Raw genomic sequence first — 26,690 nt, forward strand, 5'->3', positions numbered from 1 at the left:
CTTATTTTCTATATTTTTTGATGGCTTCTTTAATTTTTTCAATTCTGTTTTCTGGATCAGGGTGCGTACTTAACCTTTCAGGAGTTTTGTTTGGACCGGTAGCCTCTTTTAAAATTTTCATTACACCAATTAGTTCATTTGGATTATAACCAGCATTGATCATAAATTTAACACCTAAAACATCACTTTCTAATTCATCTTCTCTACCATAACTCATATTAATAATATTTGCTATTGCTGCAGCTCCTTGTGCAGTGTTTGGATCAATTCCAACAGCTACACCATTAATTAAACCTTGAGTTAAACCTTGTTTTGCCATTCGTTCTGCAGAGTGCCTGCCTATTACATGACCAATTTCATGGCCTAAAACACCAGCTAGTTGGTCTTCGTTTTCAAGCTTGGAAAATAATGCGTAGGTAATAAATATTTGTCCACCAGGAAGTGCAAAAGCATTGATAGTATTTGGGTCTTTCAGTAAATGAAAATCGTAGTGATAATCGGTTTTTTTGGCAATGCTATTGTTGACTAGTTTTTTTCCAACATTATCTATAAATTTTTGATAATTTTCATCTGGATGCAAACCGCCATGTTGTTGAATCATTGTAGGAGTACTTTGTAAACCAATAGCAATTTCATCATTCACTGAAATTGAAATATGTTGCTTTTTACCAGTATATTCATTGATTTCACTATTTGAAAAGTATTGAATAATTGAAAAAATAATGATTGCTGCACCAATCAGTAATTTTACTTTAGAATTTTTTCTTCTCATTTTTTTTGTTTAAATACTTGTAAAGATACAAAGTTAAATTATTGTGAAATTGATACTAAGATTTTTAAAAAATTGTAAATTCACAACCTAAATTATAAATTTTATATGGAAGATTCAATAAATTTTAATGAGGTTACTAAAAGATTGCCAAAACACCTGCATAAGTTTATCGTAAAGCAACCTTATGATTCTTATACTTCACAAAATCAGGCAGTTTGGCGTTATGTAATGAAGATGAATGTTGATTATTTAAGTAAAGTTGCTCATGAATCTTATTTGGAAGGATTAAAAAAAACTGGAATTTCTATAGATAGAATTCCTAAAATGGAGGGAATGAATCGTATTTTAAAAGATATTGGATGGGCAGCAGTTTCTGTAGATGGGTTTATACCTCCAAATGCTTTTATGGAATTTCAAGCCTATAATGTGTTGGTGATTGCTTCAGATATTAGAACCATTGATCATATAGAATACACCCCTGCGCCAGATATTATTCATGAAGCAGCTGGACATGCGCCCATTATAGCAAATCCAGAATATGCTGAGTATTTAAGACGTTTTGGAGAAATTGGTTGTAAAGCAATTTCTTCTGCAAAAGATTATGAAATGTATGAAGCCATACGCTTACTTTCAATTTTAAAAGAAGACCCTAATTCTTCAGAAATTGAAATAAATGTAGCCCAACAAAAAGTAGAAGACCTACAAAACAATATGGGGGAACTCTCTGAAATGGCTCAAATAAGAAATTTACATTGGTGGACGGTAGAATATGGATTAATTGGAACTTTAGATAAACCAAAAATTTATGGAGCTGGATTATTATCATCAATTGGTGAAAGTAAACTATGTTTAACTAAAGACGTTAAAAAAATACCTTACACTATTGATGCTGCTAAACAAAGTTTTGACATTACTAAAACACAACCTCAATTATTTGTAACACCAGATTTTGCTCATTTAAGCTTTGTTTTAGAAGAATTTGCAAATAATATGGCATTAAGAAAAGGAGGGTTAAAAGGTATTCAAAAATTAGTAAATTCTAATAATTTAGGAACCGTAGAATTAAGCACAGGAATACAAATTTCAGGTAGATTTACCAATGTTATTGATGATGATAATGGAAATGCAATATATATACAAACTACTGGACCAACAGCTTTAGCAAGTAGAGATAAAGAATTAATAGGTCATGGGGTAAGTTATCATGCAGATGGTTTTGGAAGCCCAGTTGGTAAATTAAAAGGAATCAATTTGGCGATAGAAAATATGTATCCAAAAGATCTAGAAGTTTACGGCATTTACGAAGGAAAAACAACTACATTAGAATTTGAAGGTGGTATTAAAATTGAAGGAGAAGTTATTACTGGTAAAAGAGATTTAAAAGGAAAAATTTTATTAATTTCATTTAAAAATTGTACTGTAACTTACCTTGAAAAAGTGCTTTTTAAACCAGAATGGGGAATTTATGATATGGCCATTGGAAAAGAAATTGTTTCGGCTTACTCAGGTCCTGCTGATCCGAATTCTTTTGAAAATATTGGACAAGTTTCAACAACAAAAACACATAAAATATCGTATTCAAAAAAAGAATTAAAACTTTTTAGCTTTTATAAAGAAGTTGCAGCAATGAGAAATAATCATAAAACAGACATTCCTAGGTTAGCTATAATATTTGAAGAAATTTCTGAAAATTACCCTAAAGATTGGCTTTTGATTTTAGAAATGTATGAGTTGATTTATCAATCATCCAGTAGTTTAGAAGAAAAATTAGAAGCGTATTTAAAAAAATTAAAAGGTAATGGCTATTTCAATAACCTCATTAATAGTGGATTAGATCTTATTTTAAAAAATAAATAGTAACTATGGTTACTGTTAATCATATTTAATGACTTATATTTGCGCAAAATTAAAAATATAAAAGAATGAGTTTTTTCGGATTATTTGGAGGTGGAACAAGCGGAGCTTCCATTGAAGAATATTTAAAAGATGGAGCAGTAGTTATAGATGTAAGAACAATTGATGAATTTAAAAGTGGACATGTTACAGGTTCTAAAAATATGGTTTTAAATTCTATTCCTGCTAAAGTTGAAGAAATTAAAGCCTTAAATAAAAAAGTGATTGCTGTATGTAGAAGTGGAGCTAGAAGCGGACAAGCAACATCATTTTTAAAACAACAAGGGGTGGATATAATAAATGGAGGTCCTTGGCAAAATGTAGCTAAATTTGTAAATTAATAAAGTATAAATAAGTTATTATAAAGAGTGGAGTTTTCCACTCTTTTTTGGTTTAGATCAACTTGTGTTTTTGAGCCATTAAAACAGCTTCCATTTTATTATGTACTTGTAATTTTTTGTAAATATTTTCAATATGTTTTCTAACAGTTGAAGGAGATATAATCAAATTATCAGCAATTTCATTATAATTCAATCCTTTACTTAAATGTTCTAAAATTTCAACTTCTCTATTGGTAAGTTTAATTTCTTCATTTATTTTAATAGAATGAATACGTTTAGGGTTTCTTAATAAATTAAGGGTTTTTAAAGCTATATTAGGGGTCATAGGTGCTCCGCCATTTACAACTTCCAAAATACATTTATGTAAATTTTCAGGATCAATTTCTTTTAATAAATATCCATTAGCCCCTGCTTTTATAGCCTTAAAAATATTTTCATCATCATCAAAAACAGTAAGCATAATAATTTTTATATGCGGGTATTTTGTTTTTATAATTTCAGTAGCGGTAATACCATCCATTTCTGGCATTTGAATATCCATTAAAATAACATCAATATTATGATTTACTTCTAACTTTCCAATCAATTCAGCACCATTATTTCCTTTAAATTTAAAATTTAAATCTTTAAAAAAAGATAATTTTTCTATAATAGCTTTTGCTAAAAAGCTATTATCTTCTGCAATGGCTATTTTTAATTTCATTTTTAATGAGTTTTTTTGAATTATTAAATTTAAAAAATTGAAATTCTAAAAGCTATAAGGCATTTGTCTTATTTTTAAAACATGAAATTTTAATTAAGGTTCCTTTAGCTGGTGTAGAACTTATAATGATTTCTCCGCCAATTTCTTTAATTCTATGTTGCATATTTTCCAATCCATTTCCTAGTTCGGTTGTGTTTATATCAAAACCTTTACCATTGTCAGCTATTTCAAATTCAATATGTTCACTATTTTCAGAGATACATATGTTTATTTCAGTTGCTTCTGAATATTTAATTGCGTTGTTTAAGGTTTCTTGAAAGACTCTAAAAATATTGATTCCTTTAATTGAAGAGAATACAATATTGCTACTTTGTATATTTGATGTAAAATGAAACTGAATAGTTGTTGCAACTGTTTTTACTTTTTCAATAAATGCTAATAGGCGAGATTGCAAATCTTGGTAAGAAATTTCGTTTTTGTTCATTGCCCAAATGGTATCTCTTAATTGTCCAATAGTTGCCGATGCAAATTGGTTAATTTCGGCTAATTTGTTTTTAAGTTTTTCATTAGTAGCATCGGTTAAAAATTTTAGGTTATCGATAGATGAAATTATAAAAGTGAGCTGAGACCCAATATTATCGTGTAAATCACGAGAAATGCGTAAACGCTGGTCTTGTAATTTACTATATGTTTGTGCTTCTTTTAGTTGAAGTTGATTTAAATATTCTCTTTTTTTATGCTGTTGTCTTTTGTATAATCCGAATGAAATAATTGAAAAAACCAACAATCCGGATCCTAACAATAAAGCATATAAATTTTTGTTTTTAATTTCTAATTCACTTTTGAGTATTTGTTCTTTTTGTTGCGAAATTTCTTTTTCACGTTGTGCAGTATCATATTTTTCTTGAATTTCTGCAATTTCTTTTGTTACTCTTGAATTAAACATAGAGTCTTGCATAACAGAATACAATTTTTGATAATGAATTACGCTATCGCTATTATTTTTATGCGCAAATAAATATAGTAGCGATTTGTATGAATTCATTTTTAATTCATTGGCATTTGTTTTATTAGCCAAATATAAAGCTTCTCTAAATTTAAGTTCAGCATTATTAATTTTGCCAGTTTGTAAATATAAATCGCCCATATTTAAAGCTACACTTGAAATGCCATAGCTATCATTTAATTTTTTGCGTAATTTTAATGATTTATCAAACATTTTAAGTGCTTCACCATATTTTTTTTGATCTTTTAAAACACCTCCATAATTGTTATAAAGTGCAGAAAGTTCTTGTTCATAATTGTTTTTTTCACTAACTTCAATTCCTTTTTTATAGTACGTTAAACTTTGTAGAGTATCTTTTAAATACAAATATGAATTTCCAATATTTGTGTAGGAGTAAACTAAACCATATTCATCATTAATTCTTGTTCTTATTTCTGCAACTTCAAGATGTTCTGTTAATGCTTTTTCATATTGTTTTAAGTTAAAATAAATGTTGGCAATATTGTTTTTTATAAGAGCAACGTATTGTATGTTTTTTAATTTTTCAAAAATTTCAAGTGCTTTTGTATTAAAATAAATTGCAGAATCCATTTTAAAAATTCTTTGATATGAAATTCCCATTTTATTATACAAGCTTCCAACACCAGAAGAGTCTTTGTTTTTAATTCGAATTAATAACGCTTTTTTATAAAATGAAATGGATGTATCAAAATTTGAAAGTTTATAATGAATAATACCAAAATCATTATAAGCCTGAGCTTCGCCATTTAAATTTTTTGTTTTTTTTGATAAATCAAGTGCTGCGTTGCCAAAATAAAAAGCAGAATCTGTTGAAATACCACTATAATACCAAGATAAATCTCCTAATACTTTTACTTTTGTTGAATCTGAAATTGGAGTTTTTAAAAGTAATTTTAAGCTATCAATTACATTATTTTGAGCAGAAGTTGATAAAAATACTATTGAAAATAAGGTAGCTAGTTTTAGTTTCATATGAAGTTTTTAAGCAATATACAAAAAAGGATGCTTGTTTTTATGTATGTTTAATATTTAATAAAAACACTTGTTTTATAAAAATTATGTAGTATTATATGTAATAATTGGTATTATATTTCGTAAATAATTTAAAAATGTATTAAAATCATAATTTGAAAAATGCTTAAATTAATGTGAGTTTGACTAATTTTTAGGACATACAATTTTAATTGAGGTTCCTTTGTTGATTTCAGAATTTATTAAAATTTCACCCTCAATTTCAAGAATTCTTCGTTCCATATTTTCCAAACCATTACCAAGTTCAGTGGTGTTTTTGTCAAAGCCTTTACCATTATCATTTATCAAAAAAGTAATGGAGTTTTTATTTTCTGAAATGTGTATATTAATTTCAGTTGCTTCGGCATATTTTATAGTGTTGTTAATAGCTTCTTGAAAAACTCTAAAAATATTCATTCCTTTAATTGATGAAAAAATGATTTTGCTTGTAATCTTGTTTTCAATATTAAAATGAATATTTTCTGAAACCAATTTTGCTTTTTCAATAAGCGCCAAAGTTCTGCTGTAAAAATCTTCAAAAGTAATCTCATTTTTATTCATAGCCCATATAGTATCTCTCAATTGTCCTATAGTAGTATTTGCAAATTGGCTAATTTCTAGTAATTTACTTTTAAGTTTAATATTGGTGGTATCGGTTAAAAATTTTAGGTTATCTATAGATGAAATTATAAAAGTAAGCTGAGACCCAATATTATCATGTAAATCACGAGAAATTTGTAGTCTTTGATCTTGTAATTTGCTATATGTTTGCGCTTCTTTAAGTTGAAGTTGATTTAAATATTCTCTTTTTTTATGTTGTTGACGTTTGTATAAACCTAAAGAAACCAACGAAAATATTAAAACACCAGAGCTTAACAGTAATGCATATAAATTTTTGTTTTTTATTTCTAATTCACTTTTTAATAGTTGTTCTTTTTGTTGAGCTATTTCTTTTTCTTTTTTTTCGGTTTCAAATTCTATTTGTAATTCTGCAACTCTTGTATTGGTTTGTATATTTGTAGCACTATCTTTTAAGGCTTGAAAAATTTTGTTATAGTTAAAAGCATTTTTATAATCATTTAATTCTAAATAGCATTGCGTAATTATTTCTGCACAGTATTTTTCTAAGTGTTGGTAGTTATACTTTTTAGCTAAATCACCACTTGTTTTATAATTTTGGATGGCTTTTTCGTATTTCTTTTCAGCAAAATTAATGTCTCCAATATGTGTATAACTAACGGCTATACCATAGTTGTCATTCAGTTTTTTTCTAATAGTTAAAGAGCTGTCAATATATTTTTTTGCAATATCAAATTTTTTGAGTTGAGTAAAGGTATCAGCAAGGTTAGCATAGCCATAACCCAAACCAACATTATCTTTGAATTGTTTTTTTAAAACCAATGATTTTTGATGGAAATACAATGCGCTATCAGCATTTTTATTTAATAAATGTAGTGTGCCATAATTATCATAAATAGGGTCTATTAAAGTTTGATCTTTTGTAGATTCAATTAATTTAATACTCATTCTCATATAGTAAAAAGCTTTATCCATATCATTTCTTTTTATGGAATACCCTAGTTGACCATATGCAACACCAGCTTTTAATGTTTCACCTAAATTTTCATAAATTTTAATTGCTTTTAAAACGTATTCTATCTTTTGTTCACTTTGATCTTTGTAGGCACTTATTTGACTTAATTTGAAATAAATTTCAGCTAATGAAAGACTATCTGTTAATTCAATAGCCAATTCTTTGCCATAATTAATAATTTTTTCAGATTTAGAAATATTGCCAACAAATTGATCATAAGGAATATGAACAATTGCTTGTAATTTCTTTTCTTTAGAAACATTTTTTATGGATATTTCAAGGCTATCAATGTATTGACCGTTTTGAGAAATAGCACAAATGCCAATCATTAAAAAAACATAGAGCAATTTTAATTTCATATTTTAATGTTATTACAATGCAATTTAATTGTAGAAAAATAATAATAATTTAATGAATTAAAAAATAAGTGCAGTAATAGCTTTTTTTGTTATTTTGAGTTTAAAATAAATATTTAAAATACTTTAAATTAGGAGGATTAGAAAGTAAACCAACTGATTGTTTTAGGAAAAGATAATTGAAAAAAAGGTATAAACTTATAAGATTAAAGTAAAAAAGTAGAATTGAAAAACCGCCTCAGCAATTGTAGGTTGTTGAAACGGTTTTAAAAATAATTATTTTAAATTGTAGGCATTAATGGTGTTGTTACTTGCTTTGTAATATAAAAAACCTCCATATTCATCCACTTTATACTCGGGTTTTTTATCTTTTAATATAATTTCTTTAGCAATTTCCCCAGTTTCTTTATCAACTTTAACTAAACCAACACCTTCTTCTAATTTAGTTAAAATAAATTGAGAATTTTCAGTTGCAGCTGTTGCTTTAAAACGTTGAGACATTAAAGCAAATGACGCTGCTCCAATAGCTGCAAACATATCAGAAGCTCTTTTTGCTTCTTTACCATAATCGTTGTAACTACTTAAATCGTTTGAATTTCCGAAGGCAGATCTGTTAGCACCGGCTCTTGCAGCTGTAGTTACGGCAAGTGCTGTTGAAGCTACAGCAACAACCCCCGAAAGAGCTTTCATAAAACCGCTTTTCCCTGGAGATTTAAAATACTTGTGATATATTTCATCACCATTGTTCCCAAGTAACATCATATTTTGTGATGAACTTAAAAATATATTGTTATTTTTTATTTCTAAAGTATTAGCCATTTCTTTTTCGTCAAAATTTGTTTTGGCTAATTCCGAAACATCGCCAGAGTCTGCATCTATAGCAAAAATAGTTTGGTTAGCTGCAATTAAATACCTGTTTTTAGAGTTGTCAAATGTTGAAGCTACTGAGGCTGAATTTTTATATTTTAAAGGTTTTTTCCAAACTTGATCACCCGTTTTTAAATTTACAATATTTGCATCTTCACTTGTAATATAAATTAAACCCTGAGGTGTTTGTGCCATTATTAAAATGTTTTCACCAGTTTTTAATGGTTTTTTAAATAAAGCTTTTCCATCAAAAGAAATTTTATTAATTCCACCTTGTTGTATGCCAAATAAAATTCCATCCTCTTGAACATAAAAATGTTGTACGTACCCTTTTGTTTTTGGTGCTTTTTCCCAGATATCTTCACCTGAAGAAGCACTTAAAAATGCTATTTCAGATTCGTTTTTTGTAGCGAGTATGCTTGAACTTCCTCCATCATTTTTGTCACTAACAACTGCCAATCCATTAGGTGTAATCTCAAAATTAGAAACAATGCCTTTTACTTTTCTATCATCTTTCCAAAGTTCTTCACCATTTTTCCCTATTTTATGAATTCTGGTATTTTTACTATTTGTGGTAGTTTCAAAGCCATAGATTTCTGTTTCTGTAGCATCAGCTACCATCCAGTTTATTTTTTTTATTTTATTTTCCCAAAGGTCTTCTCCAGTATGCGATTTTGCTAATAATCCTTGAGCAGTTGGGACAATAATAAAATCTTTTAGTAAAAGTGGGGTTCCTGTTACACTAAAGTCTTTTGCAATACCAACTCTACCAGGTTTGTCTAAAAAGAAACTAAAATCTAATTTTCTTGAACTTAAATCATACACAGCGACTTTAGGAGTCATTTTTTCAAACTTATCTCCTTTTTTTTGAATACCACTAATTATTAATTTGTTTTGAGGTAAAATAACATTACAAGTATAAATTTGATTCCAATTGTCATTTTCAGAATTAAAAATAACATCTCCTTGTACATAATCAATAACTGCTCGTTTTGTTTTTGTGAGTCCAGCAAATTTAGAATCAGCTCCTTGTGAAACTACAATGTATGGGGAGTTTGGAATATATTCGGTTTCTTCTGGTTTTAATTTTCCAAAAGTGTTAAATGAAAAAACAGGCTCTTTTTGTGTTGGCTTTATTCCAACTAAACCCTCGTTAGTTGCTACAACTAAAACCCCTCCAATTGTTAGTGTCATTTCATTAATATTTGCACCTAAATCATAAATTGTATTTGGGTTTTCTAATTTTTGAGCGGTAACAATTGATGTAACACTAAAGAGCAAGGTAATTATCAAATTGTTTTTTAAATTAAAATATCCTGATTTCATAAATTATAATTTTGTTAATTTTTTTGTTCGGTATGGTATCAAAAGTCAAATAAATAGCGACTTAAATCAATACGGCATATGACGTATTTTACCTAAATTGAAGCTATATTATACTTAATATTGAAAGAAACTATTGGTTTTAATTTAATTGAAGTTTGATGTAGTTTCTAGATACTACATTAATTTTTTGTCTAGGTTTTTATTTTAAAAACTTGAGGTTTGGGTCTTTTTGTAAAACTAAGTCTAACGCTAAATTATATGATTGTAAAGTTTTTATTAAAGTAGCCTCAGTAAACCCTTTTTCAATCCATAAATAGGCTATATAATTTATGGAATTATTAGCTTCTTTATAATACGCTTTTACCAAGGCAACTTCAGTGTTAATTTTGTTGATAAAATCCAAAATTTCAACTTTGTTTAAATTGGGTTTTAAAGCATAATTTCCACTTAATGTAATATATCTTTTTTGACTATCTAGGTCAATAAAAGTTTTGTATTTGTCTTTAACTGTAACATAAGAACTTTTGACTTCCAATACTTAAATATATGCGTTTTTAAAAATTTCGGCAAGTTTTTCAACGGTAAGTGTTGAGCTATCTACATAGTTTTGAGAAAAAGAAATAGTTGAAAGAAATAATCCAATAAAAACTAGTTTTAATTTTTTTGATGTAATGTTTAATGTTTTCATAGTGCAGATTTTGAATTGACGATTCAAAAATCAAAATAAATAAATGCGAAAACAATACGTCAAATGTAGTATTTTGTTAAAAAGTAAAATGTGAAAACCTATTTTGAAGTGTTTTTTTCTTTTCAGTAAGTGTTTTTAAAAATTGCTGATGTTGCTTAGAGTTAGGGTTAAAAGGTTTGTGAGCTAATCCTTTTTGAATTGTCTCAACTTCTTTCATAATTGGAAAAGCTTCTTGGTGAATCCAAGTGGTAGTAAATTGCTCCCAAATATATTGTATTGCCAATTTATTTGGGTGAATCATATCTTCTTTATAAAACCTATAATCGCGTAGGTCATCCATCATTATTTCATATGAAGGAAAGTAGTTTATGTTTTTTCGTGGCTCAATTAATTGATGAATGGCAGCTAATAAATGCGCTTTACTTTTAGAATTTTCAACAAAACCATCTTTTAAATGACGAACTGGACTTATGGTAAAGATGATATTAATTTTTGGGTTTATATTTTTAACAAGTGTAATAATGTTTTCAAGGCTTGCGATGATACTTTTAACAGAAAGGATTTCTTTTAAAAATTTCTTTTGAGGAATTTTATGGCAATTCCCAACAATTAAATCTGTTTCAATAAACCGATACACCCAAGAGGTTCCTAAAGTAATAATTAAATGCGAGGCCTCATTTAAGTTTTTATGAGTTTGTTCTACAGAGGTGTTTAAGTTGGCTAATAAAGTATTTTTATCAACATTACTTAAATTGGAATGAGCTTCAAAACAATGCCATCTTTCATTCAAATAAAAAATATCTTTTTCGGTAAATTTTGTTTGATTGATAGCTTTTGTAATTAAATTTTCAATAGCAATTGGGTTAAATAAAATTCCGAAAGGATTTTTATAAGTGTTAAACTTAAAATAAGTTAGTTTTTCACTAATATTTTCTGAAAAACAAGAACCAATTAATACCAATTTTGAGTTATAATCTATTTGATTATGAGCTTGATTTAGTACTATTTTGGTTCTAAATTTCATTGCATGTTTTGCTAAAACAACATTATAAAATAAATTTTTCAGCTTCTTTTAAAGCGTTTTCAATTCCAGCAGGATTTTTACCACCAGCAGTAGCATAAAATGGTTGTCCACCACCACCACCTTGAATTAGCTTACCTAGCTCTCTCACCACTAATCCAGCATTTAGCTGTTTTTCTTCCACTAAGTTTTTTGAGATAAAACAAGTTAAAAATGCTTTCCCATCTTTTTCAGTACCAACCACTAAAAATAAATTATCAGTGGCATTTCCTAAATCAAAAGCTAAATCTTTAACATTGTTTTGGTCTAAATCTAATTTTTTTGCTAAAAAGTTTATACCATTTATAGGTTTAACTTCTTGAATTAAATCACTTTTTAAATTTTTAGCTTTGTCTTTTAACAAAGTTTCAATTTGTTTTTTTAGAACTGTATTTTCTTCCTGTAAATCTAAAATAGCTTTAAGTGGATTTTTAGGATTTTTTAAAATATCTTTTATTTCGAAAAAAGCTCTATTATTTTCAAAATAAAAATCTTTTGTAGCGTCACTTGTAATTGCTTCTATACGTCTAACACCTGCTGCAATTGCACTTTCTGAAGTGATTTTAAAATGCCAGATATCACTAGTGTTTTGTACATGTGTTCCCCCACAAAGTTCTACTGATTGTCCAAATTGAATAGCACGAACTGTATCTCCATATTTTTCTCCAAATAAGGCCATTGCTCCTTTTTCTTTGGCGGTTTCCATAGGAATGTTTCTAAATTCTTTTAATGGAATTTTACTATCAATTCTTGCATTTACAAAATCTTCAACATCGCGTAATTCATCAACGGTTAGCTTTGCGAAATGAGAAAAGTCAAAGCGTAAGTTTTTTGAATGTACAGCTGATCCTTTTTGCTCTACATGTTCTCCTAAAACTTCTCTAAGGGCCTGATGTAATAAATGGGTTGCAGAATGGTTACAAGCTGTTCTAAATCGTTGTTTTTCATCAACAGCAACTTTTAGTATTTGAGAAGTATCTTTAGGTAAACTTTTAGCAAAATGAATGATTAGGTTGTTCTCTTTTTTAGTATCAACAATATAAATTACGTTACCATTGCTAACTTCAATATATCCTTTGTCTCCAACTTGTCCTCCACCTTCTGGATAAAAAGGAGTCATATTAAATACCAATTGGTATAAATTACCTTCTTTTTTTGAAGAAACTTTACGATAACGAGTTATTTTTACTTTAGCTTCTAAAGTATCATACCCTATAAACTCCTCTTCAGGGTCATCATCTAAAATAACCCAATCATCTGTCTCAACAACTGCTGCCGCTCTAGATCTACTTTTTTGTTTTTCTAATTCAGTTGAGAACTCTTCTTCATTTAAAGTCATTCCTTTTTCAGAAAGAATAAGCGCTGTTAAATCAATTGGAAAGCCGTAAGTGTCAAATAATTCAAAGGCTTTTTTTCCAGAAACCTCTTTTCCATGGGTATTTTTTATAATACCATCTAATAGTACTAACCCTTGATCTAAAGTTCTTAAAAAAGAATTTTCTTCTTCTTTTATAACGTTTGTAATTAGCTGTTTTTGAGCCTTAAGTTCAGAGAAATTTTCTCCCATTTGTTTGCTTAAGGTAGTTACTAATTTATAAATAAAAGGTTCTTTGGTATTTAAAAAAGTAAATCCATAACGAATAGCTCTTCTTAAAATTCGTCTAATAACATAACCTGCCCCGGTGTTAGAAGGTAATTGTCCATCGGCTATGGCAAAAGCCACAGCTCTTACGTGATCAGCAATTACTCTAATTGCAATATCAATCTTTTCATTTGTACCATATTCATTGTCTGTGATTGTTTCAATTTCTCTAATTAGAGGGGTAAATACATCGGTATCGTAATTAGATTGTTTGTTTTGAAGCACCATGCATAAACGCTCAAACCCCATTCCTGTATCTACATGTTGAGCAGGTAGTTTTTCTAGAGAACCATCAGCTTTACGGTTAAATTCCATAAATACTAGATTCCAAATTTCTACTACTTGAGGGTGATCTTGGTTTACTAAACTTTTTCCAGCTACTTTTGCTTTTTCTTCAGCAGATCTAATATCTACATGAATTTCAGAACATGGGCCACAAGGTCCTTGTGATCCCATTTCCCAAAAATTATCTTTTTTATTTCCGTTAATAATCCGATCTTCATCAATGTATTGTTTCCAAAAATCAAAAGCTTCTTGGTCGTAAGCTAAATTATCATCTTCTGCACCTTCAAAAACAGTTACATACAAACAGTCTTTGTCAATTTTATAAACTTCGGTCAATAGCTCCCAAGCCCAAGCAATAGCTTCTTTTTTAAAATAGTCGCCAAAACTCCAATTTCCAAGCATTTCAAACATTGTATGATGGTAGGTGTCTTTGCCAACTTCTTCTAAATCGTTATGTTTTCCTGATACACGTAAACATTTTTGCGTATCGGCAATACGTTTGTCAACCACAGTTTTTTGACCTAAAAAATATTCTTTAAAAGGAACCATCCCAGCATTGGTAAACATTAAAGTTGGGTCGTTTTTAAGCACCATTGGTGAAGAAGGTACAATTGTATGTTTTTTTGATGCAAAAAAATCTAAAAATTGCTTACGTATTTGTTGTGATTTCATTTATAAATCCTCTTTTTTATAGAACAACTAACTTATTTTTTAAAAGTTCTTTAAACTAAATTAGTTGTTAATTATATGCTAAAAAATATGCGTTTTACTCCTTTTGTAAAACATTTTGTAATTTTGTTAATTAAGCATCACAATATTAGAAAATAAAATGACGTTTATGGTGCAAAAATAACATAATTTCTAAACAATGGCGAAGGTAAAATATTATTACGATCCTGATACTCTTTCTTATCAAAAGATCAAGGTGCGAAAACGAGAAAAATTCAGAACTTTTATGCTCATGGTTTTAGCAGCTTTTATTTTTATGATATTGGGTTTTGTAGTTTTTACACCTGTATTTGAGTCGCCAAAAGAGAAAGAACTAAAAAGAGAGTTGGAATTTGTAAAGCTAAATGAAGAGTTACATAGTAAAAAAATAGAACAACTTGGAAAAGTTTTAGCTGAAATTCAAGAAAGAGATAACAATATTTATAGATTGTATTTTGAAGTAAATCCAATTCCTGATGAACAAAGAAAGGCAGGTTTTGGAGGGGTAAATAGATATAAGGCACTTGAAGGGTTTAACAATTCTGAAATGATAATTGATGTTACCAAAAACATGGATATTTTATCGAAACAATTATATGTGCAATCAAAATCCTTAGATGAAATTGTAAAACTAGCAGAAGATAAAGAAAAATTATTAGCCGCAATACCAGCGATACAGCCTGTTGAAAATAAAGATTTAACAAGAATGGCATCTGGATATGGTTGGCGTACTGACCCTTTTACAAAAGCGCGAAAAAAACATTGGGGTATGGATTTTACAGCACCACGTGGAACTCCAGTTTATGCAACAGGTGATGGTGTTATTGTTAGAGCAGATCAAACATCCGCAGGGTATGGAAAACACATTAGAATAGACCATGGTTTTGGCTATGTATCATTATATGCCCATTTAAGTAATTATAATGTTAGAAAAGGACAGAAAGTAAAAAGAGGAGATTTAATAGGCTTTGTAGGTAATACTGGTCGATCTCAAGCTCCGCATTTACATTATGAAATTTTTAAAAATGGAAATAGAATAAATCCAATTAATTTTTACTACGGTAATTTATCTCCTGAAGAGTTTGAAGCGATGCAAAAAGCTGCTCAAATTGAAGGACAATCTCTTGATTAATGTTTGTAGATTTACCTGAAAAAAGATATTATAAAATAGGTGAAGTTGCTAAAGCTTTTGACCTTAAAACTTCTCATATACGATTTTGGGAAAAGGAGTTTGACATACTTAAGCCTAAAAAGAATAAAAAAGGAAATCGATTATTTACGCAAGATGATATAAAAAACTTGAAATTGATTTATCACTTGGTTAAAGAAAAAGGGTTTACCTTAGAAGGAGCTAAAAGTAAAATGAAAGAAAACCCAAAAAGCATTAAAAGTAATCATGAAATTATAATTCGTTTAGAAAATATCAAAGCTGAATTGATTAAAATAAAAGAACAAATTTCATAAAAATCAAGTTGATTTGTAACAAGATTGCATTTAAAACAACTAATCAAATATATTAACAATCTAAAAAACTAAACAAATGAAAAAGTGGCTTATACCAGTAATCATAATTGCATTGCTAGCTTTTGGTGGCTATAGCTGGGTAAAAGGATTTTACAATAAAGGAATACAGTTAAATGAAAATGTATCTGAAAGTTGGGGAAATGTACAAACAGCTTATCAACGTAGAGGAGACTTAATAGGAAACTTGGTAAAAACGGTTCAAGGAGCAGCAGATTTTGAAAAAGAAACTTTAACATCTGTAATAGAAGCCAGAGCAAAAGCAACTTCAATGAGTATTGATCCCGCTAATATTACTCCGGAGCAATTAGCACAATTTAATCAAGTTCAAGGTGGTTTAAGTGGCGCTTTAAAAAGTTTATTAGTTACTGTTGAACGTTATCCAGATTTAAAGGCTAATCAAAACTTTTTAAAATTACAAGATGAATTGGCAAGTACTGAAAATCAAATTTTAACGGCTAGAACACGTTTTAACGAAGCAATAAAACCTTTTAATAATCATGTTAAAACATTTCCAAATAATATTTTAGCAGGCTTTTTTGATTTTGAAGGAAAACCTTATTTTGATGCTGAGCCTGGTCTAGAAAAAGCTCCTGATGTAAATTTTGATTTCGGAAAAAAAGAATAATGTCTAAAGTAGAAGATTTTTTAACGCAACAAGAAGAAAAAACAATTATTGAAGCTATTAAAATAGCAGAAAATAATACGTCTGGAGAAATCCGTGTTCATATAGAAAAAGAGACTGACAAATCTCCTATGGAAAGGGCATTAGAGGTTTTTCATTTTTTAAAAATGGATATAACGGAGTTAAGAAATGGGGTGCTAATTTATATTGCTGTAGAAAGTAAAAAATTTGCAATTCTTGGAGATGAAGGAATCAATGCCAAAGTGCCAGAAAATTTTTGGGAAACAGAAAAAGAATTAATATTAAAGCATTTTAAAAAAGGAGAATTTGTAAAAGGATTAGAGCTTGCTATTTTAGAAGCTGGAGCTAAATTAAAAGAATTCTTTCCACACCTTTCAAATGATACAAATGAATTATCAGACGAAATTTCAAAAGGATAAATGGAGATATTAAAAAACATACAAAGTAAATTCAATATCTTACTTTTAAGTCTTTTATTTGCTCAAGTTGCGTTTGGTCAGTTTACAATTCCTCAAAAGCCAAAACTTCAAACGAGTGTATATGATTATGCGAATTTATTATCAAATTCTCAAAAGAAAGCCTTAGAAAATAAATTAATTAGGTATTCAGATTCCACATCAACACAAATTGTAATAGCTACTGTTGAAACAATTCAAGGAGAAGATATTGGAATTTTAACACCAAAATGGGCACATAATTGGGGAATTGGTCAAGAAAAAGAAGACAATGGAGTTTTTATTTTATTAGCAAATAAAGAACGAAAAATATGGATTTCTGCTGGCTATGGTGTTGAGCATTTATTAACTGCTGGTATTGGTGGTGAAATTACCAGAAATATTATTATTCCTGAGTTTAAAAAAGGAGATTTTTACACTGGTTTAGACAAAGGTTCTGATGCTATTTTTGAAGTGTTAAAAGGTAGTTACAAAAATAACAAAAGTAGCAAAAGTGAAAGTAAAGGAATACCTGGGTTTGTAATTATTTTTATCATATTTATTATTTTACTAATTGCTTTTTCAAAGAAAAATAAAGGAGGTGGTGGAGGAAGAGGTTTTAGAAGAGATTCAACAGCATCTGATATTTTAGAAGCAATTATTTTAAGCCGAGTAGGTAGAGGTGGTTTTGGTGGTGGAGGATTTGGAAGTGGCTCAAGTGGTGGTTTTGGCAGTGGCGGATTCGGAGGTGGTTTTGGTGGCGGAGGCTTTAGTGGCGGTGGATCTGGTGGTAGTTGGTAATTTTATATAATAAATAATGCTTCGTTTTTTTACTAAAATATTTTTAATATTCGGAATTTCCGTTTTAGTTCTTTCTTGTAAAAATGAACCTTTTAAAATTGCAAAAACTAAAATTGTAAATCCTTATATTTTAGTTTTAGGAAATGCACAAGATGCAGGGTATCCACAAGCGGGTTGTGAGAAAGAATGCTGTAAACGTGTTTATAAAAACCCTGAAAATAGCAGGCTAGTTTCTTCAATTGCGTTAATAGATCCTATTTCAAATGAAAACTGGATTTTTGATGCTACACCAGATTTTCCGAAGCAGCTAAAATTGCTTTCCACCCATTTAAGCAAAGAAACAAACTTACCAAATGGTATTTTTTTAACCCATGCGCATATAGGACATTATACAGGTTTAATGCATTTAGGAAGAGAAGTTATAAATGCCAAAAGGATGCCTGTTTATGCAATGCCAAAAATGAAAAATTACCTAAGCAATAATGGCCCTTGGAGTCAGCTGGTAAACCTAAAAAATATTGAATTAAAAAGTTTGCGCAGGGATTCTACAATTAATTTAAATAAAAGAATTTCGGTAACACCATTACAAGTACCGCATAGAGATGAATATTCTGAAACAGTTGGATTTGTAATTCATTTAAACAATAAAAAAATATTATTTATACCTGATATTGATAAGTGGAATACTTGGGAAGCTGATATTACAAGCTTGGTTAAAGAAGTTGATATTGCATTACTAGATGCTACTTTTTTTAAAGATGGAGAAATAAAAGGAAGACCTATGAGTGAAATACCTCATCCTTTTGTAGAAGAAAGTATGAGTTTGTTCAAAAATTTATCATCTTCAGATAAAAAGAAGATTTATTTTATTCATTTCAATCATACAAACCCTTTGTTAATTGATGGGAGTGAAGCACAACAAAAAGTGATTCAAAATGGGTTTTTAATAGCAAAACAAAATATGGTAATTAACCCCTTTTAAGTCTTTTTTACTTTGTATTTTTAGAATCTAAAAATTAAATGCAAAGTAATGAATTGGTATGTTGATTTAGTAAAAGAATATCCAATTTACAGTGCAATGATTCAGTTTGCACTTTTGGGAACTTTAGGTGATGTTTTTTCTAAATGGATGCAAAGTAAGGTAATTTTCCTTCCTTACAAATGGCATATAATTTTTTTTAAAATGTTAGAGTGGGCTTTTTTAGCCATAACTATAAAATATGCATTTGTAGGTTTTCAAGGGTTTGTAGACAGTTTGATATCACATAATTTAGTGCCAGAACTAGGTGTTTTTGGAAGGGCTTTTACTGTTTCGGTTACTATGAATTTACAATTTGGTTTATTGTTGGTTATTCTTCATCGTTTTTTAGATAATTTAATAGCACAGCAAAACAATTGGAAAAATATTGATAAAGGAATGTTCTCTTTAGTTTGGTTTTGGATTCCAGCACATACAATAACTTTTATGTTAGATAAACCATATCAAATAGGGTTGGCAGCAGTTTGGAGTGTAGTGTTAGGCTTTATTTTAGGGTATTATAATAGAAGAAATAAAGCTTAAATTTAAAAAATAAGTTATTAAGTTTAATTCAACTACTTTTATAAAACTACAAACCTAAAAAAACAAATTTTATGAGTATTGATAAAAGTATTTTAGAACTTGAAAAGTTACTACCTTTTTTAGAAATTGGAAATCATAAAGTTTCTAAAGCTGGTATAGCTTGGCACTTAGACCATTCATTAAAAGTAATAAACAGTGTTTGTGATGATTTAAAAATAGTGAAATCAACAAAAATAAAACCAACACATAGCTTTATAAAGAGTTATGTTTTTTTAACTGGAAATATTCCAAGAGGAAAGGCAAAAGCCCCAAAGCAAGTTGTTTCAACTGATAATATTATAAAAGAAACAGTTGAAGAACAATTAATTTTAGCGAAAAATAATTTAACTGATATGAAAAAACTACCAACAAAAAATTATTTTTCTCATCCATATTTTGGAATGCTATCTTTAAAAAAGAGTCTTCGCTTTTTAGAAATTCATACCAATCATCATTTAAAAATTGTAAATGATATTTTAAAAAACAATGACTAAATTTTTATGCTAATGATGATCGTGTTTTTCGGTTAACTTACCTTTATAAACTTTATGAACAAAGGTGAAATAAATCAACACTAAAGTAAAAGCAATTATCCACCAAATTAATCCTACTTTTAAACCGTAAGTTTCAGATGATGTATTGTAGATGGTTAAAGATTCAACAATAGTATTGGTGCTTGGAATAACTACTGGAAATAAACTAGCAACTGCACTGCCAATACCACTTATAATAAATAAAGTTGATGAAGCAAATCCTAACCAATTTTTGGTGCTTTTTCTAAATAGTAACATTCCAATGAAACCGATGAATGTTAATAATGGTAATAAATACATACTCGGATGCTGGGTAAATAGTTCCTTATGAAATGATTTCATTGTTACAAACGCAATTAATGAAATAATGATAAAAACGAATAAAGCAATCCATAGCGGTAAAATTTTATCTTGTAATTTTTTTACAAATTCTCCTTCCGTTTTTAAAATTATCCAGTTGGCTCCATGTATGGTTAGTGTTAATACAGCTACTAAACCAATAGTAATAGTAAACCAATCAATTACCCCTGGTCGTTCTGCAAATGGAGAAAAGCTACCGTCCCATAAAGGTGTAAAAAAAGAATATTTATGTTTAAATTGAGCCATCCCATTTTCCACCCCACCTAGGTTAACACCTCTTATTATGTTTCCAAAGGCAATACCAAAAAATAAAGCCAACAACAAACTTGAAATACCAAAGCCTTTTTGCCAAGGTTTGATCCAAAGTTCATGATTTATTAAATGAGTAAATTCAATTCCTAGGGCTCTAAAAATAAATAACCATAAAATCATAATTAAAGGTAAATAAAACCCACTAAAAGCTGATGCATATAGGGTGGGGAAAGAGGCAAATAATACTCCACCAGCAGCAACAAGCCAAACCTCATTTCCGTCCCAAAACGGACCAATAGCACGCATTACTTGTTTTTTTTCTTTTTCAGTTTTTGCAAAAAACAAATGTATAATACCAGCGCCAAAATCAAAACCATCTAACACTATATACATTACAAACATAAAGCATAAAATAAGATACCAAGTTAATTCCATAATTAGTGTGATTTTAAAGTTGATTTTGGACCAGCATATACAATTTTACCTGCTAATATTAACATGATAAAACCTAAAACTAAATACAAACCTATAAAACCAAGAAGTGTAAATAGGGTATTTCCAGATGATACATTTTCTGAAATGCCATCGGCTGTTTTTAACAATCCGTAAACTAAATAAGGTTGTCTTCCTAATTCAGAAGTATACCAACCAGCAGTATTGGCAATATATGGAAATGGAATTGAAAATAAGAGTACCCATAAAAACCAGCGCTTTAGTGCTAATCTTTTCTTCCATAAAAACCATAAGCCTAGAAGCATAATTCCTATAAAAATAGTTCCTAAACCCACCATTATATGGTAGGAGTAATACAATCCAGGTATGTTGGTAGGCCACTCTTCTTTTGGAAAATCGTTTAACCCTTTTATTTCAGCATTCCACCTTTGATAGGTAAGAAAGCTAAGTACTTTCGGAACTTCAATTTTATTATCTAAACGTTGCTCTTTCATATTAGGCTGTCCGATTAGTACAATTGGAGCCCCTTCTTCAGAATCAAATAAGCCTTCCATGGCTGCTAAAGTTACAGGTTGTTTTAAAGCAACTTGTTTAGCTAATAAATCTCCAGTTGGAAATGCAACTGATAAAGTAGAAATTACTCCAGTAATAATGGCTGTTTTTAAAAATAAATGAGCGTATTCTGTATGTTTATTATTTAACATATAAAAGGCACCAACACCAGCAATTACAAATGAGGTGGTTATTAATGAAGCCATTTGATTGTGAAAAAATGAAGGTAGTAACCAAGGATTGCTAAATAAATCAGAAAAATTTTTCAATACAAATTTTCCATTGGCTAAAATTTCATGACCAACAGGATTTTGCATCCACGAATGGGTAGCAATAATTAGGTATCCGCTTGCCCAAGAACCAATAAATATTAAAAAAGCAGTTAAAAAGTGTAATTTTTTACCTAAAAGCTTTTCTCCAAACAAAAATAACCCAAGAAAAGAGGATTCTAAAAAGAAGGAGAACATTCCTTCCATTGCCAAAGTTTGTCCAATAATATTTCCCGTACGTTCAGAAAATTGAGCCCAATTAGTTCCAAATTGAAACTCCATAGGAATTCCTGTAACCACCCCCATTCCAAAGTTAATAGCAAATATTTTAGCCCAAAATTTGGCAGCATTATTATATAAGGGTTTGTTGGTTTTTAAATGTAATCCTTTAAAAATTACAATGATTAAAGCCAACCCCATAGTAAGCTGAGGGAATAAATAATGATAAGTTATTGTAAAAGCAAATTGCAATCTACCATATAAAAGGGCGTCATCCATAATTGTAGTATTTAGAATAGGTTAAAAACCATTTCAAATTTACAGATTATTTTATAGAATGAATGTTAATTTAGTAGCCTAAAATTTTATTTTTTTCTAAAATAAATTACAATTGGAACTCCTTTAAAATCAAATATTTCTCGTAGTTTATTTTCAACATAACGCTTGTATGGATCTCTAACATATTGTGGTAAATTACAGAAAAATACAAATTGAGGAGTTGGTGTTGGTAATTGTGTACAAAATTTAATTTTTACAAACTTCCCTTTATAAGCAGGAGGTGGATTTTGTTTTAAAATATCCAACATCGTTTCATTTAATTTACTTGTTGGAATGCGTTTTTTTCTGTTTTCAAAAACTTCTACAGCAGTTTCAATAGCTTTAAATATACGTTGTTTGGTTAAGGCGCTAATAAAAATTATAGGCACATCTGTAAATGGAGCTATTTCTCTTCTAATTTGAGCTTCAAAATCGCGCATAGTATTGGTTTCTTTTTCAACTAAATCCCATTTATTGATTAAAATAACCACTCCTTTTTTGTTTTTTTCAGCTAACCAAAAGATGTTTTCATCTTGTCCTTCAAATCCACGAGTAGCATCAATCACTAAAATAGCAACATCACAAAACTCAATAGATCTAACTGCACGCATTACAGAATAGAATTCTAGATCTTCTTTTACTTTAGATTTTTTTCTAATACCAGCGGTATCAATTAAATTAAAATCAAAACCAAAACGATTGTATTTAGTGTCAATAGAATCGCGTGTAGTACCTGCAATATTGGTAACTATATTTCTGTCTTCGCCAATTAAAGCATTGATAAATGATGATTTTCCTGCATTTGGACGTCCAACAACGGCAAATCTTGGTAATTCATTTTCTTGTTCTGGAGCGTCTTCTAATTTTTCAGCTAGTGCATCCAGTAATTCGCCAGTACCACTTCCATTAATTGACGAAATAGTATAATGGTCGCCTAAGCCAAGGTTGTAAAATTCAACAGCATCAGCTTCACGCATAGCATTATCAACTTTGTTAATTGCCATAAAAATAGGTTTTTTTACTTTGCGTAAAAGGTTGGCAACTTCCGTATCCATGGGTGTAATACCTTCTTCAACATCAACAACAAAAACAATAATATCTGCTTCTTCAATTGCTAATTGAACTTGCTTTCTTATTTCTCCTTCAAAAATATCGTCAGAACCAACGGTATATCCACCAGTATCAATTACTGAAAATTCTTTACCATTCCAGTCACTTTTTCCGTAATGTCTATCACGAGTTACACCACTAACTGAATCAACAATTGCTTCACGTTTTTTAATTAAACGATTAAATAAGGTTGATTTCCCAACATTTGGTCTTCCTACAATGGCTACTATATTACTCATAGAGTTCTTTAATTTTTTGCAAAACTACGCAATTTTATTGATGCATTTTATGTATTACTAATTCAAAATTAGACATTTGTTAAAAAATAGTATATTTCGATACTAAAAAAATCAACTTCAATGAACGAAAAGAAAAACAGCGATATTCATTTACGCCCTAGATTTAAGATGGAATTTAATGAAAATGTTCAAAATTTACTTTCCAAGTTTAAGGATGCTATAAAGGATAAAGATTGTAGGTATTGTTGTAAAGTTGTTGGAAATCATATTGTTATTGATGTTTCTGTTAAAGAGAATCATTTTTGGTCTCCACAATTAAATATTGAAATTGAAGAAGTGGATGAGCATAGGTCAATTGTAAAAGGACTTTTTGGACCTAAGCCTCAGGTTTGGACATTGTTTATGTTTTTTCACTTTGCTGTAGCAGTTGCATTTATTGGATTTTTAATAATGACATACGTAAAGTGGACGCTTAAAGAAGATTATGCTGTTGCTTTATTCATGGTTGTTCTTCTTCCAGCTTTGTGGATTTTGATGTATTTTTTAGGCAGAATAGGTAAAAAAGCAGGACATCAACAAATGGGTGAACTTTATGAGTTTATGATGAGTGTTTTAAAAAAATAGCAATTATTCATTGTATCCAAATCTGCGTAACTGGCGTTTATCATTTCTCCAATTTTTATTCACTTTTACGTACAATTCTAAATGAATTTTTTTATTGAAAAATTTTTCTAAATCTTTTCTAGCTTCTGTCCCAACTCGTTTTAAAGCCGTTCCTTTATGACCAATAATAATTCCTTTTTGAGTTTCACGTTCAACCATGATAACTGAACGGATTCTAATAATTTTATCACTTTCAATAAATTCTTCGGTTTCTACTTCTACAGCGTAAGGGATTTCTTTTTTGTAATGAAGTAGAATTTTTTCACGAATAGCTTCATTGATAAAAAAACGTTCAGGCTTATCAGTTAACTGATCTTTTGGGTAAAATGGAGGAGATTCCGGCAGTAATTCAACAATTCTATTAAAAACACTTTCTACATTAAAGTTTTCAAGTGCTGATATGATAAAAATTTCTGCGTTAGGTACTTTTTCTTTCCAATACAATATTTTTTCTTCAACTTCTTCTTGTGAAGATTTATCAATTTTATTTAACAATAAAAGAACTGGTATTTTAGAATTGGTTATTTTATTAAAAAAGGCTTCGTCTTTAAGTTCTTTTTCACCAATTTCAACCATATAAATTAAAATATCGGCATCTTCAAAAGCTGATTTCACAAAATCCATCATGGAAGATTGTAATTCATAAGCTGGTTTTATAATGCCTGGAGTGTCCGAAAATAAAATTTGAAAATCGTCTCCGTTAACAATTCCTAAAATTCGATGACGAGTAGTTTGTGCTTTTGAGGTAATAATAGAGAGTTTTTCACCAACAAAAGCATTCATTAATGTTGATTTACCCACGTTTGGATTACCAATAATATTTACAAAACCTGCTTTATGCTTCATTTCCAATGTTTAAGGCTGCAAAGGTACTCTTAAATTATTTTAATTGGAAAAAACTTATTGTTTTTTTAAAAAAAGGTTATATCTTTGCAGTCCAAATCGCGGGGTAGAGCAGTAGGTAGCTCGTCGGGCTCATAACCCGAAGGTCGCTGGTTCGAGTCCAGTCCCCGCTACTAAGTAAGCTTCACATAATTGTGAGGCTTTTTTTATGCCTTAATGTCAAGGTTTTAAGTTATGTTACTTTTTAAAATATTTACAATTTCTTTAAAAAAAGGCATACAATTAGGTGTACCAATTTTCTTCTCAGGTGTACCATTTTTAAGAATATATAAATATGGAAATAAGTAAGTTAACTATTTTGTTTATTCTACAAAAAGCTAGATTAAATAAACAGGGGAAATGCCCTATTAGATGTAGAATTACATTTTTGCAAAAACGAAGAGAATTTTCTATAGGATTATTTATAAATCCAAATTTATGGGGTAGTAAAAGACAATTAGCTATTCCTAAAGAAGAAAATAAACTTTTGAACACACAATTAAGCCTGATAACAAATAATCTAAATCAGGCTTTTTTATTGCTTCAAATTAACAAACAAAACTTTGATGTAAATGATATTTTTCTACAATATAAAGGTGAAAATACAACTGATAATAAAACTTTAATGGAAGTGTTTGAATTACATAATTCACGAATGGAAAAGTTGATTGGAGTTAGTTATGCAAAAAGTACTTACAATAAATTTATTGAAGCTAAGAAACACGTTTTTTCATTTCTAAAGTTTCAGTATAAAAAGCATGATATTTTACTGTCTGATTTAAAATTGAAGTTTATAAATGATTTTGATTTTTATTTGAAATCTGAAAAGAATCAGAAACAAATTACTATTAATAAGAACATTCAAAGGTTACGTAAAATAATTAAACTTGCATTAGCTGAAGAATATTTAGTAACTGACCCATTCATATTATACAAACCAGAAAAGGTTATTACAAACATAGTTTTTTTGTCTGTAGAGGAATTACAAATACTGGAAGATTATCAGTTTACACAGCTTAGATTACAACAAGTGAAAGATTGGTTTGTATTTTCTTGCTACACTGGTTTAGCCTATAATGAAATAAAAAATCTTAAAAAGCATCATATTGTAAATGGTTTTGATGGTGAGTTATGGATTGAAATGATTAAGGAGAAAACACAAAAAGATATCTGTAATTATTAGTTAAAAAACGAAATGATCTTATTTAAAAAAATAGGATAAATGCCGTATAGATTTTACAAATCTTAAAAATTACTTTTATCTAAAAAAAATTATCCATCATTTTTCTAATTAAAATCATTTTTATTATGAAATCACAACATTTTTTAACCATACTAAAAGGAGTCTTTTTTTCTTTTATCCTACTTTTATTTACTGTAGGTTGTTCCAAAGATGACGGGGAACCGCCAACAGCAGAGTTTTCATTTACTCCTACTAATCCTATGGTCAATGAAGAAGTTAGTTTTACTAATAAAAGCCTGCATGCAACTTCATATCAATGGTCTGCTGAGGGTACTAGTTTTAGTTCTACCGATGAAAATCCAAAGTTTACTTTTGATACCGC

Annotated in this window: 26 protein-coding genes and 1 tRNA gene; 14 read left to right on the top strand and 13 right to left on the bottom strand. The window is 29.1% G+C overall.

All coding sequences use genetic code 11. From position 1 onward, the window contains the following. Position 1 precedes the first annotated feature (1 nt). Complete coding sequence (locus tag ACFQZW_RS07025) at positions 2-772, bottom strand: M48 family metalloprotease (protein WP_386782001.1); 771 nt, start codon at positions 770-772, stop codon at positions 2-4. A gap of 105 nt (positions 773-877) precedes the next feature. On the opposite strand from ACFQZW_RS07025, the gene ACFQZW_RS07030 reads away from it, so the two are divergent. After that, a complete protein-coding gene (locus ACFQZW_RS07030; RefSeq protein ID WP_298265473.1) occupies positions 878-2,629 on the top strand; it encodes an aromatic amino acid hydroxylase in 1,752 nt (583 codons plus the stop codon). 65 nt (positions 2,630-2,694) lie between these two features. Then, entirely contained in the window at positions 2,695-3,006 is a 312-nt protein-coding gene (locus ACFQZW_RS07035; RefSeq protein ID WP_298265475.1) for a rhodanese-like domain-containing protein, read from the top strand. A gap of 52 nt (positions 3,007-3,058) precedes the next feature. On the opposite strand, the gene ACFQZW_RS07040 is transcribed toward ACFQZW_RS07035, so the two are convergent. The 8 genes from ACFQZW_RS07040 to alaS form a co-directional block, all read right to left on the bottom strand. Then, on the bottom strand, positions 3,059-3,709 hold the full coding sequence (locus ACFQZW_RS07040) for a response regulator (protein WP_298265477.1): 651 nt from the start codon (positions 3,707-3,709) through the stop codon (positions 3,059-3,061). Between the two features lie 52 nt (positions 3,710-3,761). Next, a complete protein-coding gene (locus ACFQZW_RS07045; RefSeq protein ID WP_386782005.1) occupies positions 3,762-5,708 on the bottom strand; it encodes a tetratricopeptide repeat-containing sensor histidine kinase in 1,947 nt (648 codons plus the stop codon). Positions 5,709-5,894: 186 nt separating this feature from the next. Beyond that, positions 5,895-7,700: a tetratricopeptide repeat-containing sensor histidine kinase gene (locus ACFQZW_RS07050; protein WP_298265481.1), complete on the bottom strand. Its 1,806-nt coding sequence runs from the start codon at positions 7,698-7,700 to the stop codon at positions 5,895-5,897. Positions 7,701-7,973: 273 nt separating this feature from the next. Next, on the bottom strand, positions 7,974-9,890 hold the full coding sequence (locus ACFQZW_RS07055; RefSeq protein ID WP_386782008.1) for an outer membrane protein assembly factor BamB family protein: 1,917 nt from the start codon (positions 9,888-9,890) through the stop codon (positions 7,974-7,976). Between the two features lie 199 nt (positions 9,891-10,089). After that, entirely contained in the window at positions 10,090-10,425 is a 336-nt protein-coding gene (locus tag ACFQZW_RS07060; RefSeq protein WP_386782010.1) for a YbjN domain-containing protein, read from the bottom strand. Between the two features lie 3 nt (positions 10,426-10,428). After that, on the bottom strand, positions 10,429-10,578 hold the full coding sequence (locus ACFQZW_RS07065) for a hypothetical protein (RefSeq protein ID WP_386782012.1): 150 nt from the start codon (positions 10,576-10,578) through the stop codon (positions 10,429-10,431). Positions 10,579-10,654: 76 nt separating this feature from the next. After that, the gene (locus ACFQZW_RS07070) at positions 10,655-11,602 is read right to left on the bottom strand and encodes a GSCFA domain-containing protein (RefSeq protein WP_386782014.1); all 948 of its coding nucleotides are present in this window, start codon (positions 11,600-11,602) and stop codon (positions 10,655-10,657) included. A gap of 22 nt (positions 11,603-11,624) precedes the next feature. Continuing rightward, positions 11,625-14,237, bottom strand: coding sequence for an alanine--tRNA ligase (gene alaS / locus ACFQZW_RS07075; protein WP_386782016.1), 2,613 nt, complete (start codon positions 14,235-14,237; stop codon positions 11,625-11,627). A 196-nt stretch (positions 14,238-14,433) separates the two neighbouring features. Between alaS and ACFQZW_RS07080 the strand changes: the two genes are divergently transcribed. The 8 genes from ACFQZW_RS07080 (at position 14,434) to ACFQZW_RS07115 (ending at position 19,769) form a co-directional block, all read left to right on the top strand. Next, a complete protein-coding gene (locus tag ACFQZW_RS07080; RefSeq protein ID WP_386782018.1) occupies positions 14,434-15,405 on the top strand; it encodes a M23 family metallopeptidase in 972 nt (323 codons plus the stop codon). Further along, positions 15,405-15,737: a MerR family transcriptional regulator gene (locus ACFQZW_RS07085; protein ID WP_298265493.1), complete on the top strand. Its 333-nt coding sequence runs from the start codon at positions 15,405-15,407 to the stop codon at positions 15,735-15,737. Before ACFQZW_RS07080 ends, ACFQZW_RS07085 begins: the two co-directional genes overlap by 1 nt. Positions 15,738-15,813: 76 nt before the next feature. Next, positions 15,814-16,422, top strand: coding sequence for a LemA family protein (locus ACFQZW_RS07090; protein WP_298265495.1), 609 nt, complete (start codon positions 15,814-15,816; stop codon positions 16,420-16,422). Continuing rightward, positions 16,422-16,859 carry a TPM domain-containing protein gene (locus ACFQZW_RS07095; RefSeq protein ID WP_298265496.1) on the top strand — a complete coding sequence of 146 codons (438 nt, stop codon included), beginning with the start codon at positions 16,422-16,424 and terminating at the stop codon, positions 16,857-16,859. The genes ACFQZW_RS07090 and ACFQZW_RS07095 overlap by 1 nt, the downstream gene beginning before the upstream one ends. Next, positions 16,860-17,675, top strand: coding sequence for a TPM domain-containing protein (locus tag ACFQZW_RS07100; RefSeq protein ID WP_298284750.1), 816 nt, complete (start codon positions 16,860-16,862; stop codon positions 17,673-17,675). It abuts the gene before it with no gap. Positions 17,676-17,691: 16 nt separating this feature from the next. Then, entirely contained in the window at positions 17,692-18,657 is a 966-nt protein-coding gene (locus tag ACFQZW_RS07105; protein ID WP_298265499.1) for an MBL fold metallo-hydrolase, read from the top strand. A gap of 48 nt (positions 18,658-18,705) precedes the next feature. Then, the gene (locus ACFQZW_RS07110) at positions 18,706-19,236 is read left to right on the top strand and encodes a hypothetical protein (RefSeq protein WP_298265500.1); all 531 of its coding nucleotides are present in this window, start codon (positions 18,706-18,708) and stop codon (positions 19,234-19,236) included. Positions 19,237-19,307: 71 nt separating this feature from the next. Then, the gene (locus ACFQZW_RS07115; protein WP_386782024.1) at positions 19,308-19,769 is read left to right on the top strand and encodes a DUF1569 domain-containing protein; all 462 of its coding nucleotides are present in this window, start codon (positions 19,308-19,310) and stop codon (positions 19,767-19,769) included. Between the two features lie 9 nt (positions 19,770-19,778). Here ACFQZW_RS07115 and cydB read toward each other — a convergent pair whose 3' ends face one another. The 3 genes from cydB to der form a co-directional block, all read right to left on the bottom strand. Then, positions 19,779-20,855, bottom strand: coding sequence for a cytochrome d ubiquinol oxidase subunit II (cydB, locus tag ACFQZW_RS07120; RefSeq protein ID WP_372800931.1), 1,077 nt, complete (start codon positions 20,853-20,855; stop codon positions 19,779-19,781). A 2-nt stretch (positions 20,856-20,857) separates the two neighbouring features. Beyond that, positions 20,858-22,192, bottom strand: coding sequence for a cytochrome ubiquinol oxidase subunit I (locus ACFQZW_RS07125; RefSeq protein WP_386782026.1), 1,335 nt, complete (start codon positions 22,190-22,192; stop codon positions 20,858-20,860). Between the two features lie 86 nt (positions 22,193-22,278). Beyond that, positions 22,279-23,580, bottom strand: coding sequence for a ribosome biogenesis GTPase Der (gene der, locus ACFQZW_RS07130; protein ID WP_372800929.1), 1,302 nt, complete (start codon positions 23,578-23,580; stop codon positions 22,279-22,281). A gap of 120 nt (positions 23,581-23,700) precedes the next feature. Between der and ACFQZW_RS07135 the strand changes: the two genes are divergently transcribed. Continuing rightward, positions 23,701-24,204, top strand: a complete 504-nt coding sequence (locus ACFQZW_RS07135; RefSeq protein ID WP_298265509.1) for a GTP-binding protein — start codon at positions 23,701-23,703, stop codon at positions 24,202-24,204. 3 nt (positions 24,205-24,207) lie between these two features. Here ACFQZW_RS07135 and era read toward each other — a convergent pair whose 3' ends face one another. Next, positions 24,208-25,089 carry a GTPase Era gene (gene era / locus ACFQZW_RS07140; protein ID WP_386782029.1) on the bottom strand — a complete coding sequence of 294 codons (882 nt, stop codon included), beginning with the start codon at positions 25,087-25,089 and terminating at the stop codon, positions 24,208-24,210. 97 nt (positions 25,090-25,186) lie between these two features. On the opposite strand from era, the gene ACFQZW_RS07145 reads away from it, so the two are divergent. From ACFQZW_RS07145 to ACFQZW_RS07155, 3 genes are all read left to right on the top strand, one after another. Beyond that, positions 25,187-25,259 (top strand) — tRNA-Met (locus ACFQZW_RS07145). 161 nt (positions 25,260-25,420) lie between these two features. After that, entirely contained in the window at positions 25,421-26,308 is an 888-nt protein-coding gene (locus ACFQZW_RS07150) for a phage integrase SAM-like domain-containing protein (protein WP_386782031.1), read from the top strand. Positions 26,309-26,433: 125 nt separating this feature from the next. Next, positions 26,434-26,690: hypothetical protein (locus tag ACFQZW_RS07155; protein WP_386782033.1), on the top strand; the 257-nt coding region annotated here is incomplete at its 3' end.

The sequence above is a fragment of the Lutibacter aestuarii genome, assembly GCF_042676885.1.
Lineage (GTDB): Bacteria > Bacteroidota > Bacteroidia > Flavobacteriales > Flavobacteriaceae > Lutibacter > Lutibacter aestuarii.